This is a genomic window from Haloferax sp. Atlit-6N (assembly GCF_003383195.1).
In the GTDB taxonomy this organism is placed as follows: Archaea; Halobacteriota; Halobacteria; order Halobacteriales; family Haloferacaceae; genus Haloferax; species Haloferax gibbonsii.
In genome coordinates, this window is record NZ_QEQJ01000002.1 from 258,598 (window position 1) to 270,817 (window position 12,220).

A 12,220-nucleotide genomic window follows, 5' to 3' on the forward strand; every position below is an offset into this window, starting at 1 on the left:
CGGCCGCGTCGTCACCCTTCCGCGTCGGTGACCGCCTGCCCGGATTGCCGCGGGCACGACGAGGCGGTCCGGTCAGGGCGTGATGACCAGTTTTCCGAGGAAGCTGTCTTCCATGACCGCGCGGTGGGCCTCGGCGGCCTCGTCGAGGTCGTAGGTCCGCGCCACGTCGATTTCGAACTCGCCCGCGCCCATCTGGCCGGCGAGCTCGCGCAGGGGAGCCGACAGGTCGGGCGTGTTGAACATGCTCATCATCGTGAGCGAGAGGTCCTTACCGCGGGCCGACGACGACAGGTCGAAGCCGACTTCCGGGTCGTTCTCGCCGATGCCGACGACGCGACCGCCGCGGGCGGCCACGTCGGCGTCGAACTGGAGGTAGTCGTCGAGTCGGTGGTCGAGCGTCAGGTCTACTCCGTCGCCCGTCGCGGCGTCCACGACGGCGTCGGCGAGGTCGTCGCGGGCGTAGTCGAGAACCACGTCCGCGCCGAGTTCGGCCACGCGGTCGTGGTAGTCGGGCGCGGCGGTGGCGACGACGCGAGCGCCGGACGCGGCGGCGAGCTGGACCGCGGCGTGACCGACGCCGCCGGAGCCGCCGTGAATCAGGACGGTGTCGCCGAGTTGCATCCCGCCGTGGTCGACGAGGGCGCGCCACGCCGTGACGCCGGCGACGCCCGCGCCGCCAGCCGCGACGAGGTCCACGTCGTCCGAGAGGACCGCGAGCCGGTCGGTCGGGACGGCCGCGAACTCGGCGTAGCCGCCGTAGTGGTCCTTGCCGATGCCGGTGCCGACGACGTGGTCGCCCTCCGCGAATCCGGTGACGTCGGGGCCGACCGCCGCGACCGTTCCGGCCACGTCGACGCCGGGAATCATCGGCATCGCGAAGGGCTGGTACGAGCCCTCGCGGAAGTACGTGTCGACGGGGTTGACGCCCGCGGCCGCGACTTCGACGAGGACCTCGCCCGCCGCCGGGTCGGGCGTGTCGATGTCGTCTACCTGAAGCACGTCGCGTCCGCCGTGGTCGTGGAATCTGACAGCGCGCATGCCGAACGATGGGGTCGGACGGGTGATAAATTCGGACGACTCGGGGCGAATCGCGGCGACACCGACGGCGGCTTGCTCGGCGCGTTCGACCTCCGAGATTCGTACGTGCAGGCGTACGTCTGCGTATCCTGTAGACTTATCCGATTTTATTCCGGATAAATTATGAATTCCGAGGTTAATTCGGTTATGAGTGAGCCTCTCCGGCGATTTTCACCTGTCGGCTCTGAACGGAGATGAATGGGATTTAAGCGCGTGCCTTTCCCTCCCACGCATGGTAATGAAGCTTCACGAATACCAGGCGAAGGATATCTTCGCAGAGGCTGGGATTCCGGTGCCAGAGTCCCGTCTCGCGTCGTCGGTAGAGGAGGTCATGGAGGCGGTCGAGGAGATCGGATACCCCGCCGCCATCAAGGCGCAGGTACACGTCGGTGGGCGTGGCAAGGCCGGTGGCATCAAAATCGCCATGGACGAAGACGAAGCTCGACAGGCCGCGGAGGACATCCTCGGGATGGACCTCAAGGGCTACACGGTCGACCGGGTGCTCGTCGAGGCCGGCGTCGACTTCGAAAACGAACTGTACGTCGGTATCACGATGGACCGCAGCGAGGGCAAGCCCGTCGCGATGGTCTCGACGGAAGGCGGCGTCAACATCGAGGAAGTCGCGGAGGAGACCCCCGAAGCCATCGCCCGCGAGCACATCGACCCCGCGTTCGGCCTGCACCCCTACCAGGCCCGCAAGGTCGTCTTCGAGGCGGGCATCCCCCGCGACGTGGCCTTCGACGTGGCCTCGTTCCTCACGACGCTGTACGACCTCTACGAGTCGAACGACGCCTCGGACATCGAAATCAACCCCGTCATGATTACGTCCGACCGCGACATCGTCGCCGCGGACGCCGTCATGAACATCGACGACGACGCCCTGTTCCGTCACGACGACCTCGCGGCGATGGAAGAGGACGCCTACGAGAACGACCTCGAGGCCAAGGCCGGCGAGTACGGCTTCGACTACGTCCGTCTCTCGGGTAACGTCGGCATCATCGGCAACGGCGCCGGTCTCGTCATGACGACGCTCGACCTCGTGGACTACTTCGGCGGCGAGCCCGCCAACTTCCTCGACATCGGCGGCGGCGCGAAGGCCGAGCGCGTGGCGAACGCGCTGGACATGGTCTTCTCCGACGAGAACGTCGACTCCGTCGTGTTCAACATCTTCGGCGGCATCACCCGCGGCGACGAGGTCGCCAAGGGTATCAACGAGGCGCTGGAGAGCTTCGACGAGATTCCCAAGCCGGTCGTCGTCCGCCTCGCGGGCACGAACGCCGAGGAGGGCATGGAGATTCTGAACACGGACCTCGTACAGGTCGAGGGGACGCTGGAGGACGCCGTCCAGCGTGCCGTCAAGAACGCACAGGAGGTGTCCCAATGAGCATTTTCGTCGACGACGACACGCGAGTGGTTGTACAGGGTATCACGGGTGGCGAAGGCAAGTTCCACACCCGCCAGATGATTGAGTACGGCACGAACGTCGTCGCCGGGACCTCCCCCGGGAAGGGCGGTCAGGACGTCGACGGCATCCCCGTCTACGACACCGTCGAAGAGGCCGTCGACGAGGAAGACGCCAACGCCTCCGTCGTGTTCGTCCCGCCGGCGTTCGCCGGCGACGCCATCTTCGAGGCGCTCGACACGGACCTCGACCTCGTCGTCGCCATCACCGAGGGCGTCCCGACGCAGGACATGGCCAAGGTCAACAAGCGCCTGTCGGAGACCGACACGCGCCTCATCGGCCCCAACTGCCCGGGCATCATCACGCCCGGCGAGGCCAAACTCGGCATCCTCCCCGGCAACATCTTCGAGGAGGGTAACGTCGGTCTCGTCTCCCGCTCCGGTACGCTCACGTACCAGGTCGTCTCGAACCTGACCGAGCGCGGCATCGGCCAGACCACCGCCATCGGTATCGGCGGCGACCCCATCATCGGCACGTCGTTCGTCGACGCCCTCGAGGCGTTCGAGAACGACCCCGACACCCACGCCGTCGTCATGTGCGGCGAAATCGGCGGCGAGGACGAAGAGCAGGCCGCGAAGTACATCGCGGAGAACATGGACACGCCGGTCGCCGGCTTCATCGCGGGCCGCACGGCACCGCCGGGCAAGCGTATGGGTCACGCCGGCGCTATCGTCTCCGGTTCGGGCACGGGCACCGCGGAGTCCAAGATTTCCGCCCTCAACGACGCGGGCGTCCCCGTCGGCGACACGCCCAACGAGGTCGCCGACCACATCGAAGACTTCCTCTAAGCCCGCTCGAACGCGGTTTTCGACTCGTTTCGGTTCTTTTTCCCACCTATCGCAACGTCGCGCCGCACAGCCCACAGCGTCCGCCGTCGGCCGCGTTCGGCACGCCGCACTCCCGGCAGACCGCCGTTCGCCGGTGCGATTTCTCCCGTGCGGACCGCAGGAACGTCGTCGGGTCGACCGCCGTCCCGGTCGGCCCGCCGCCCTCGTCGACTCTGTCGAGGACGCGCTCGACGAGGTCGTCCTCGCGCATGGCGTCGAGCAGTCTGACGAACCCGACGAACAGGAGCGACGGCGCGACGATACAGAAGCCCGCCACGAGCAGGCGGAACTCGGTTTCCATGTGGCTTGCTAGCGTTCGACAGACGTATGGTTGACGCTCGTGTCGCCCGCGGGAACTCGCGCGCGCGTCGGCGGTTCGTAGGCCGTCGCCACCGATTATATTATCTAGATTGATACTCAGGTGCGCGGATTTATGCACCGCATTCCGGTCGGTACGGTAATGGCCGAGAATCTCGTTTTGGAGGCCGAATCACGGCTTCCTGATGCGATTACGGAGAGCTACACGCGGCGGCTGATCGCCGCGATGCTGCTCGTTTCAGTCCTCGTCGCCGGCGTCGGAGTCGTCCAGTATCAACAGACGGCATCCACGATAGACGAGGACGCCCGCGCCGACCTCCTCACCGAGGCCGAACGCGAGGCCCTGCAGGTGAACACGTGGTTCGACGAGCGGACCCGCCTCGCGACCATCGTCGCCGACGACCCCTCCGCCGGGAGCACCCTCGACGGGCGGTCCTCGGCGACCCTGACGGCCGCCAAAGAGGACATGCCCGCCGACGTGGCCGCGCTCCACTTCGTCGACACCGAGACGACGACCGTCCTCGGCTCGTCCGAGGAGGGCGCGGTCGGGACGACGCTGTTCGAAAGCGGGTCGCTTCCGCTCCCCGCGAGCGCCGACCTCTCGGACGACGGCGTCGAGCGGACCACCGTCTACGTCGAAGACGGCGTCGCCTACATGGGCTTCGTCGCGCCGCTTCCGTCCATCGAGCCCCGCGCAATCGTCCTCGTCGCCGAGGCGTCCTCGCTCGGGGCCGCGCTCGACGGCAACCACATCGACGGCGGCTTCACCCAACTCGTCACGACCGACGGACGCGTCCTCTACGACGGCGGCGGCGGCCAGTCGAACGTCGCCTACCCCGCCGCCGAGGCGTCCGAACTCGACGCCGCCTTCGCCGGCGCGACGGGCGTCTCCCGCCTCGCACCCGTCGAGGGCTTCGTCTCCTCGCCGCACGTCGTCGCGCACGTCCCCGTCTCCGGCGGCGTGCTCCTCCTGCACGCGCCGGCCAGCAGCGTCTTCGCGCTCTCCCGGAGCGTCGGCCTCCAGATTGCGACGCTCCTCGCGCTTTCGATGCTCGGCTTCGTCGCCTTCGCGCTCATCGTCCGCGGGAACACCGCGCTCCCGCTCGTGGACCTCGCGTCGACCGTCTCCGCGCTCCGCGACGGCGACCTCGACGTGGAACTCGAAACGGACCGCACCGACGAGTTCGGACAGGTCGTCCGCGGCATCGACAACCTCCGGGACGACCTCCGCGACCAGCGGGCCGACGCCCGCGCCTACAGCGAGGCGATGACCCGCGCGGCCGACGGCGACCTCCGCGTCCGCCTCCCGACCGACTCCGAGAGCCGCGATATGGCGACGGTCGCCGCCGCGTACAACGAGATGATGGACGACATCGAACAGACCGTCGGCACGGTCAAGACCTTCGGCGAGGACGTGGCGACGCTCGCCGACCGCGTGGCCGACCGCGCCGACGACGTGTCCGCCGCGAGCGAGGAGGTGTCCGCGTCGGTCCAGCAGATTTCCGAGGGAGCGAGCGAGCAGACCGACAGCCTCGTCGCCGCCGCCGACGAGATAAACCACCTCTCCGCGTCCATCCAGCAGATAGCGTCGTCGGCCGACGAACTCGTCCGGCTCACCGAGGAGGCCGAGGCGCGCTCGCTCGACGGCCAGACCGCCGCCACCGACGCCCTCGACGACATCGACGCCGTGCGCGCCGAGACGGAGGCGACCGTCGACGAGGTCCGCGAACTCGACGACCGCCTCGCCCGAATCGAGGACATCGTCGAGGTCATCACCGACATCGCGGAACAGACCGACATCCTCGCGCTCAACGCGAACATCGAGGCCGCCCGCGCCGGCGAGGCCGGCGAGGGCTTCGCCGTCGTCTCCAACGAGGTCAAACAGCTCGCACAGGAGACCAAGTCCTCGGCGGGCGACATCGAGTCGCTCGTCGCCGAAATCGAGACCCAGCGCGACGCCGTCGTCTCCCGCATCGAACGCATGCGGGCGCAGGTCGAAGAGAGCGCGACCTCGGTCGACGAGGCGCTTTCGTCTTTCGACGGTATCGTCGAGCGCGTCGAGGAGACGACCGCGAGCGTCCACGAGATTTCGGACGCGACGGGCAGTCAGGCCGACTCCTCCCAGGAGGTGCTGTCGATGACCGACGAAATCGCGGGCATCTCCGAGGAGACCGCCGCCGAGGCCGAGAACGTCTCCGCGACCGCGGAAGAACAGAGCGCCGCGCTCGTCGACGTCAACGGGGACGTGCGCGAGCTCTCGTCGCACGTGAGCCACCTCGACGACCTCCTCGACGCCTTCGAGGTCGACGACGGGGGCGAGGTCTCGGCGACTATCGACGACGTGCTCGGCGACGCGGCCGCCGGGTCCGGCGCGAGCACCGACCCGACCCAGTCGCGCGCTGAATCCACCCCCCAACCCGAGCGAGAACCCTCGCCCGCGGACGACTGACATGCGCGTCGACGACATCATGACCGAGGAGGTGGCGACCGTCGGACTGGGGTCGAGCGTCGCCGACTGCGCGCGAACCATGCTCCGCGAGGGCGCGGGAAGCGTCGTCGTGATGGCCGACGGCGGCCCCGCGGGCATCGTCACCGAGTCGGACGCGCTCCGCGCCGGCGTGGCGAGCGGCAAGCCCCTCGCCGCGGTCCCGGCCCGCGCGGTCATGTCGAACCCAATCAAGTGGGTTCGACCGGACTCGACCACGCGCGTTGCCGCCGAGAAGATGCGCGACCAACGGGTGAAGAAACTCGTCGTCGTTGACGGCGCGGAGATGGTCGGCATCGTGACCGCGACGGACATCGCCTTCCACCTCTCGGACGTGGCCCGCGGCGTCGGCCAGATGATAGAACTCAAGGACAAGTGGGAGTCGGACCGCCGGTTCCGCTGACCGCCGCCTCGACGCATCGACACGTCGACTGCTACCAGTTGACTGATTCTCGGCGAAGCGTTGATAACGACGTCTCGCTTCTAGTCTCGACGAGTGTACGACCGTCTCGCGTCGATTCGTCCCCGCGTCCGGTCCGGCCTCGAACGAGCGTTCGCGGCGGACCACACCCCTCACGAGGTCGCCGCCAGCTTCGCGTTCGGCGTCTTCTTCGTGGCCATGCCGACCGCAGGGACCGCCCTCGCGCTGTTCGCCCTCATCGCCTACTTCGTCGAGCGGGCGAGCCGACTCGCGCTCGTCGCCACGCTCGTCGTCTTCAACCCGCCCGTCAAGTGGGCGGTCTACGGCGCGAGCTTCTGGCTCGGTTCGCACCTGCTCGGCCCGGTTCCGGGGGCGTCCGTCGCCGACGTGTCGCTCAGCGCCGGTCTCGACATCCTCCTCCGACAGCTCCTCGGCAACACGATTCTCGCCGTCGCTCTCGCCGTCGTCGGCTACGCGGTGACGCTCCAACTGGCGCGCCTGCACCACCGACGACAGCGGTCGGAGACGCCGACGCGCGGCGCGGACGCCCGGAACGACGACGCCCGGTCCGACGTGTCGTCGTGACGCTACCGCTGTGACCGTTCTTCTCTGCCTTCTTCGAACGCCCGGAGCGACTGGATGAGTTTGTAGCCGAGGTAGACGACCGCAAGCGGGATGAGGAGCAACAGCGCCAAGATGACGAGTTCGGGACCGCCGGGGATTTGCAGGAGGGTCATGGGCGGGATTCGCGGGCGGAAGACATAGTGGTTGGGTGGTGCGGGAGACTGTCTGTTCGGTTGGGTGGAGCGAGAGACTGTATCAGGAGACACGCTCGCTTCGCTCGCGTGAACCTCACTCGCAACGCTTCGCGACTCACGGCTTCGCCGTTCGTCTTACTGCGACACTACGTGTCGCACGTTGCTCGCTGGTTCAAATCTGCCCGCGACACGATTGCACGCGACTCGCGGCACCGAGCACACGCTACGCGGTGCTCGGGAGGCAATTCGTCGCGAGAAAGTAGTGGGTTGGGGCAGATTTGAACTGCCGGCCTCCTCCATGTCAAGGAGGTGTCATAACCAGACTAGACCACCAACCCGGTTGTTGCGAACATCGCCGAACGCCGAAACGCGGGAAGAGGAGTGGGTTGGGGCAGATTTGAACTGCCGGCCTCCTCCATGTCAAGGAGGTGTCATAACCAGACTAGACCACCAACCCGGTTACGGTGCTTCCCGCGCCCGTTCGGACGCATCTCTCCGTTGTCCGGGGTTACAATTTAAGCTTTCGAATCGGACTACGTGCGGCGATTCGGGTCACAGCGCGTTCCCACCGTTCGAGGCGGGCGATTCGCTCCGAGCGCCGTCCGTCGGAGCCGGCGATTTTCGCCAGCCCGACACGCTTAAGCCGATGTACTGATTTGTACATCATAACCCGAAGAAGTACATCGGTGATTACCAATGCAGGATTATATCGAACGTGTGACCGGCGGTGCGGACCTGACTGTCGAGGAGGCGCGCGACGCCGCGCGGGCGGTCTTCGAGGACGCGACCGAGGCGCAAATCGGCGCGCTCCTCGCCGCGCTCCGGGCGAAAGGCGAGACCGAGGCCGAAATCGCGGGCTTCGCGCAGGGGATGCGCGACGCCGCGTTGACCATCGAGCCCGACCGCGGCCCGCTCGTCGACACCTGCGGCACCGGCGGCGACGACTACAACACCATCAACGTCTCGACCACGAGCGCGCTCGTCGCGGCCGGCGCGGGCGCGGCGGTGGCCAAGCACGGCAACTACTCCGTCTCTTCGTCTTCTGGGAGCGCCGACGTGCTGGAGGTCGCCGGCGTGAACGTCGAGGCCGAACCCGAGTCCGTCGAGGCGTGCATCGAGGACAACGGCGTCGGCTTCATGCTCGCGCCCGTGTTCCACCCCGCGATGAAGGCCGTCATCGGCCCGCGGAAGGAACTCGGCATGCGGACCATCTTCAACGTCCTCGGCCCGCTGACGAACCCCGCCGGGGCCGACGCGCAGGTCCTCGGCGTCTACGACTCCGACCTCGTCCCCGTCATCGCCGAGTCGCTGTCGCACATGCCCGTCGAGCGCGCCCTCGTCGTCCACGGCTCCGGCATGGACGAAATCGCCCTCCACGACGCGACGACGGTCGCCGAAATCGACGGCGATGAGATTACGGAGTACACGCTCACGCCCGCCGACCTCGGCCTCGAACAGGCCCCCATCGAGGCGGTCGCCGGCGGCACTCCGCAGGAGAACGCCGCCGACCTCGAAGGCATCCTCACCGGCGACGTGACCGGTCCCAAGCGCGACCTCATCCTCGCCAACGCCGGCGCGGCCGTCTACGTCGCCGACCTCGCGGACTCCCTGGAGGAGGGCGTCGAGGTCGCCCGCGACGCCATCGAGTCCGGCGCCGCGAAGGCCAAGCTCGACGCGCTCCGGGAGGCGTGAGATGACCCGCGTCAAAGTGTGCGGCGTCACCGACGAAGCCGACCTCGGAGCGGTCGACGCGGCCGGTGCCGACGCGGTCGGTGCCATCTGCGACGTGCCCGTGGACACGCCCCGCGAGATTTCCCGCGAGCGCGCCCGCGAGCTGTTCGCCGCCGCGCCGCCGTTCCTCACGACCGTCCTCGTGACGATGCCCGACTCCATCGACCACGCCCGCGACCTCGCCCGCGAGGTCCAACCCGATGTACTCCAACTCCACGGCGACTTCGCGGCCGACGACCTCGACTCGCTCCGCGCGACGGGCGTCGGCGTCGTCCCCGTCGTCGACGCGACCGACCTCGACCGCGCACGCGCTCTCGCGCCCGTCGTTGACGCTATCCTCGTCGACACGCCCTCCGCGTCCGGCGCGGGCGGCACCGGCGAGACCCACGACTGGGACGCCTCGCGCGAACTCGTCGAGGCGGTCGACGTGCCCGTGGTTCTCGCGGGCGGCCTGACCCCCGACAACGTCGCCGAGGCGGTTCGGACGGTCGAGCCCTACGGCGTCGACGTCGCGAGCGGCGTCGAGGCCTCCGGCGGCGTCAAGGACCACGACGCGGTCCGCGCGTTCGTCGCCGCGGCGAAGGCGGCCCGCGGAGCGTCCGAGGGTCACGAGGAGGTCGTCGCGTGACGACTCCCGACACCGACCGCGACGAGTTCGTCGAGCTCGTCGGCGACGCGGACGAACCGGTCGTGACGCACCTCGTCGCCGACCTCGACGTGTCTGTGGACCCGCTGGCCGCGTACACGACGCTCGCCGACCGCAGCGACTACGGCTTCCTCCTGGAGAGCGCCGAGAAGGTCTCCTCCAGCAACCCGCAGGGCGCGTTCTCCGCGCCCGCGACGGTCGCCGATTCCCACGCGCGCTTCTCGTTCGTCGGCTACGACCCCGAGGCGGTCGTGACGGTCGGCCCCGACGGCGTCGACGTGACCGACCTCGGCGGTCCCGCCGCCGAGTTCGTCGGCGCGGGCGACGGCGACGTACTCGACTCCCTGCGCGGCGCGCTCCCCGACCTCCCGCGCGTCAACTTCCCCGAGACGGACCGCCAGACGCTCACCGGCGGTTTGGTCGGCTTCCTCGCCTACGAGGCCGTCTACGACCTCTGGCTCGACGAGGTCGGCCGCGAGCGCCCCGATACCGACGACCCGGACGCCGAGTTCGTCCTCACCACCCGGACGCTCTCGTTCGACCACCGCGAGGACGCCGTCCGCCTCGTCTGTACCCCCGTCGTCTCGCCCGACGACGACCCCGGCGACGTCTACGACGGCGTCGTCGCCGAGGCCGAACGCGTCGCCGAGAAGCTCCGGGCGGCTGACGACCCCTCACCCGGCGGCTTCGAGCGGACCGGCGAGGAGGCCGGTTCGCGCGAGGACTACGAGGCCGCGGTCAGGAAGACGAAAGAACACGTCCGCGACGGCGACATCTATCAGGGCGTCATCTCGCGCACCCGGAAGCTCCACGGACAGGTCGACCCGGTCGGCCTGTACGCCTCGCTGCGCGAGGTGAACCCCTCGCCGTACATGTACCTGCTCCGGCACGGCGACCGGCGCGTCGTCGGCGCGAGCCCCGAGACGCTCGTCTCGGTCAGGGGCGACCGCGTCGTCGTCAACCCCATCGCGGGGACGTGCCAGCGCGGCTCCGGGCCGGTCGAGGACCGCCGCCTCGCCGGCGAACTCCTCGCGGACGGAAAGGAGCGCGCAGAGCACACGATGCTCGTCGACCTCGGCCGCAACGACGTGCGCCGGGTCTCGACGCCCGGCAGCGTCCGCGTCGAGGACTTCATGAGCATCATCAAGTACAGCCACGTCCAGCACATCGAATCGACCGTCTCGGGGACGCTCGACCCCGACTCGGACGCCTTCGATGCCACGCGCGCGACGTTCCCGGCGGGAACGCTCACCGGCGCGCCGAAGGTCCGGGCGATGGAGATTATCGACGACCTCGAAGACGAGCCCCGCGGCGTCTACGGCGGCGGCGTCGGCTACTACTCGTGGACCGGCGACGCCGACATGGCTATCGTCATCCGGACCGCGACGGTCGAGTCCGACGGCTCGGAAGACACCATCACCGTCCGCGCGGGAGCCGGCATCGTCGCCGACTCCGACCCGACCGCGGAGTACGAGGAGACCGAACAGAAGATGGGCGGGGTGCTCGACGCCGTCCGCCGCATCGAGTACGGGACCGAGGAGGTGTCGCAATGACGGCGATTCGACTCGTCGTCGTCGACAACTTCGATTCGTTCACGTACAACCTCGTGGAGTACTTCTCCGAGCAGACCGTCGAGGGCGAACCGCTCGACATCGAGGTGCGCAAGAACACCGCGTCGCTCGACGAGATTCGCGACCTGAACCCCGACGCCATCGTCATCTCGCCGGGGCCGGGTCATCCGAAGAACGACCGCGACGTGGGCGTGACGAACGACGTGCTCACGGAGCTTTCGACCGAGATTCCGACCCTCGGCGTCTGTCTCGGCCTCGAAGCCGCGGTGTACGCCTACGGCGGGACCATCGGCCACGCGCCGGAGCCGATTCACGGCAAGGCGTTCCCGGTCGACCACGACGGCGAGGGCGTCTTCGCCGGCCTCGAAGACGGTTTCCCGGCCGGCCGCTACCACTCGCTCGTCGCCACCGAGGTTCCCGACTGCTTCGACGTCTCGGCGACGACCGACCACGACGGCGAGGCGCTCGTGATGGGCGTCCGCCACCGCGAGTTCCCCATCGAGTGCGTCCAGTTCCACCCGGAAAGCGTGCTCACGGGGTCGGGACACGGCGTCGTCAGAAACTTCCTCACGGCGGTCGCCGGCTTCGACGTGGCCTGAATCGGGTCAGACACGCCGAGGCGCGGTCGCGGTTTTTGCCGTTCTCTTCGCCCGATGGCCGTGCAGCCACCTCAGAGGACGTTGATGCCGAAGAACGAGAGCAGCAGCAGCGCCCCGACGACGATGGCGGCGATGGTGACCAGTCGCCACGCGACTTTGAGGAACAGTCGCCCGACGAGGATGACGACGGCGACGGCCACGAGCACCACGAGCATCTGACCGAGCGGCCCGGAGAGCAGGCCGCCGAGCTGTAACGGTGTGAGCGCGAGGGGAGTCAGTACCATACCCCGATATGACACCCGTAGAGCGGATAAGCTTGTGGGCG

At 68.4% G+C, this 12,220-nt stretch carries 13 protein-coding genes and 2 tRNA genes; 9 read left to right on the plus strand and 6 right to left on the minus strand.

Features of this window, described 5'->3' with window-relative positions:
* Positions 1 to 72 precede the first annotated feature (72 nt).
* Complete coding sequence (locus DEQ92_RS10585; RefSeq protein WP_115820753.1) at positions 73 to 1,038, minus strand: NADPH:quinone reductase; 966 nt, start codon at positions 1,036 to 1,038, stop codon at positions 73 to 75.
* A gap of 277 nt (positions 1,039 to 1,315) precedes the next feature.
* Between DEQ92_RS10585 and sucC the strand changes: the two genes are divergently transcribed.
* Both sucC and sucD read left to right on the plus strand, forming a co-directional pair.
* On the plus strand, positions 1,316 to 2,461 hold the full coding sequence (gene sucC, locus DEQ92_RS10595; protein ID WP_004975119.1) for an ADP-forming succinate--CoA ligase subunit beta: 1,146 nt from the start codon (positions 1,316 to 1,318) through the stop codon (positions 2,459 to 2,461).
* Positions 2,458 to 3,327 carry a succinate--CoA ligase subunit alpha gene (sucD, locus tag DEQ92_RS10600; protein ID WP_004975121.1) on the plus strand — a complete coding sequence of 290 codons (870 nt, stop codon included), beginning with the start codon at positions 2,458 to 2,460 and terminating at the stop codon, positions 3,325 to 3,327. Before sucC ends, sucD begins: the two co-directional genes overlap by 4 nt.
* A 46-nt stretch (positions 3,328 to 3,373) precedes the next feature.
* Here the strand turns inward: sucD and DEQ92_RS10605 are convergent, their stop codons facing one another.
* Positions 3,374 to 3,667 (minus strand): zinc ribbon domain-containing protein, encoded by a 294-nt coding sequence (locus DEQ92_RS10605; protein WP_115820754.1) that lies wholly within the window; start codon positions 3,665 to 3,667, stop codon positions 3,374 to 3,376.
* Positions 3,668 to 3,826: 159 nt separating this feature from the next.
* On the opposite strand from DEQ92_RS10605, the gene DEQ92_RS10610 reads away from it, so the two are divergent.
* The 3 genes from DEQ92_RS10610 (at position 3,827) to DEQ92_RS10620 (ending at position 7,175) form a co-directional block, all read left to right on the plus strand.
* Positions 3,827 to 6,133 carry a methyl-accepting chemotaxis protein gene (locus DEQ92_RS10610; RefSeq protein WP_115820755.1) on the plus strand — a complete coding sequence of 769 codons (2,307 nt, stop codon included), beginning with the start codon at positions 3,827 to 3,829 and terminating at the stop codon, positions 6,131 to 6,133.
* Between the two features lies 1 nt (position 6,134).
* Positions 6,135 to 6,572, plus strand: coding sequence for a CBS domain-containing protein (locus DEQ92_RS10615; RefSeq protein WP_004975127.1), 438 nt, complete (start codon positions 6,135 to 6,137; stop codon positions 6,570 to 6,572).
* A 93-nt stretch (positions 6,573 to 6,665) separates the two neighbouring features.
* On the plus strand, positions 6,666 to 7,175 hold the full coding sequence (locus tag DEQ92_RS10620; protein ID WP_004975128.1) for a DUF2062 domain-containing protein: 510 nt from the start codon (positions 6,666 to 6,668) through the stop codon (positions 7,173 to 7,175).
* 2 nt (positions 7,176 to 7,177) lie between these two features.
* Here the strand turns inward: DEQ92_RS10620 and DEQ92_RS23860 are convergent, their stop codons facing one another.
* From DEQ92_RS23860 to DEQ92_RS10630, 3 genes are all read right to left on the minus strand, one after another.
* Entirely contained in the window at positions 7,178 to 7,327 is a 150-nt protein-coding gene (locus DEQ92_RS23860; RefSeq protein ID WP_004975129.1) for a hypothetical protein, read from the minus strand.
* Between the two features lie 284 nt (positions 7,328 to 7,611).
* Positions 7,612 to 7,686, minus strand: a tRNA-Val gene (locus DEQ92_RS10625).
* Between the two features lie 44 nt (positions 7,687 to 7,730).
* A tRNA-Val gene (locus DEQ92_RS10630) sits at positions 7,731 to 7,805 on the minus strand.
* A 239-nt stretch (positions 7,806 to 8,044) separates the two neighbouring features.
* Between DEQ92_RS10630 and trpD the strand changes: the two genes are divergently transcribed.
* The 4 genes from trpD to trpG are packed head-to-tail and all read left to right on the plus strand — an operon-like array spanning position 8,045 to position 11,895.
* Complete coding sequence (gene trpD, locus DEQ92_RS10635) at positions 8,045 to 9,040, plus strand: anthranilate phosphoribosyltransferase (RefSeq protein ID WP_049905078.1); 996 nt, start codon at positions 8,045 to 8,047, stop codon at positions 9,038 to 9,040.
* Position 9,041: 1 nt separating this feature from the next.
* On the plus strand, positions 9,042 to 9,707 hold the full coding sequence (gene trpF, locus DEQ92_RS10640) for a phosphoribosylanthranilate isomerase (RefSeq protein ID WP_115805099.1): 666 nt from the start codon (positions 9,042 to 9,044) through the stop codon (positions 9,705 to 9,707).
* On the plus strand, positions 9,704 to 11,278 hold the full coding sequence (gene trpE, locus DEQ92_RS10645; protein ID WP_004975137.1) for an anthranilate synthase component I: 1,575 nt from the start codon (positions 9,704 to 9,706) through the stop codon (positions 11,276 to 11,278). Before trpF ends, trpE begins: the two co-directional genes overlap by 4 nt.
* Positions 11,275 to 11,895, plus strand: a complete 621-nt coding sequence (trpG, locus tag DEQ92_RS10650; protein WP_050459627.1) for an anthranilate synthase component II — start codon at positions 11,275 to 11,277, stop codon at positions 11,893 to 11,895. Before trpE ends, trpG begins: the two co-directional genes overlap by 4 nt.
* A 71-nt stretch (positions 11,896 to 11,966) precedes the next feature.
* Here the strand turns inward: trpG and DEQ92_RS10655 are convergent, their stop codons facing one another.
* Positions 11,967 to 12,179 (minus strand): hypothetical protein, encoded by a 213-nt coding sequence (locus DEQ92_RS10655; RefSeq protein ID WP_004975139.1) that lies wholly within the window; start codon positions 12,177 to 12,179, stop codon positions 11,967 to 11,969.
* Positions 12,180 to 12,220 lie beyond the last annotated feature (41 nt).

Bases quoted from the DNA above. Each gene is read 5' to 3' on its own strand.
- DEQ92_RS10605 (WP_115820754.1), bottom strand. From the start codon at position 3,667: ATGGAAACCGAGTTCCGCCTGCTCGTGGCGGGCTTCTGTATCGTCGCG.
- DEQ92_RS10655 (WP_004975139.1), bottom strand. From the start codon at position 12,179: ATGGTACTGACTCCCCTCGCGCTCACACCGTTACAGCTCGGCGGCCTG.
- sucC (WP_004975119.1), top strand. From the start codon at position 1,316: ATGAAGCTTCACGAATACCAGGCGAAGGATATCTTCGCAGAGGCTGGG.
- trpG (WP_050459627.1), top strand. From the start codon at position 11,275: ATGACGGCGATTCGACTCGTCGTCGTCGACAACTTCGATTCGTTCACG.
- DEQ92_RS10610 (WP_115820755.1), top strand. From the start codon at position 3,827: ATGGCCGAGAATCTCGTTTTGGAGGCCGAATCACGGCTTCCTGATGCG.
- DEQ92_RS10615 (WP_004975127.1), top strand. From the start codon at position 6,135: ATGCGCGTCGACGACATCATGACCGAGGAGGTGGCGACCGTCGGACTG.
- DEQ92_RS10585 (WP_115820753.1), bottom strand. From the start codon at position 1,038: ATGCGCGCTGTCAGATTCCACGACCACGGCGGACGCGACGTGCTTCAG.
- sucD (WP_004975121.1), top strand. From the start codon at position 2,458: ATGAGCATTTTCGTCGACGACGACACGCGAGTGGTTGTACAGGGTATC.
- trpD (WP_049905078.1), top strand. From the start codon at position 8,045: ATGCAGGATTATATCGAACGTGTGACCGGCGGTGCGGACCTGACTGTC.
- DEQ92_RS23860 (WP_004975129.1), bottom strand. From the start codon at position 7,327: ATGACCCTCCTGCAAATCCCCGGCGGTCCCGAACTCGTCATCTTGGCG.
- trpF (WP_115805099.1), top strand. From the start codon at position 9,042: ATGACCCGCGTCAAAGTGTGCGGCGTCACCGACGAAGCCGACCTCGGA.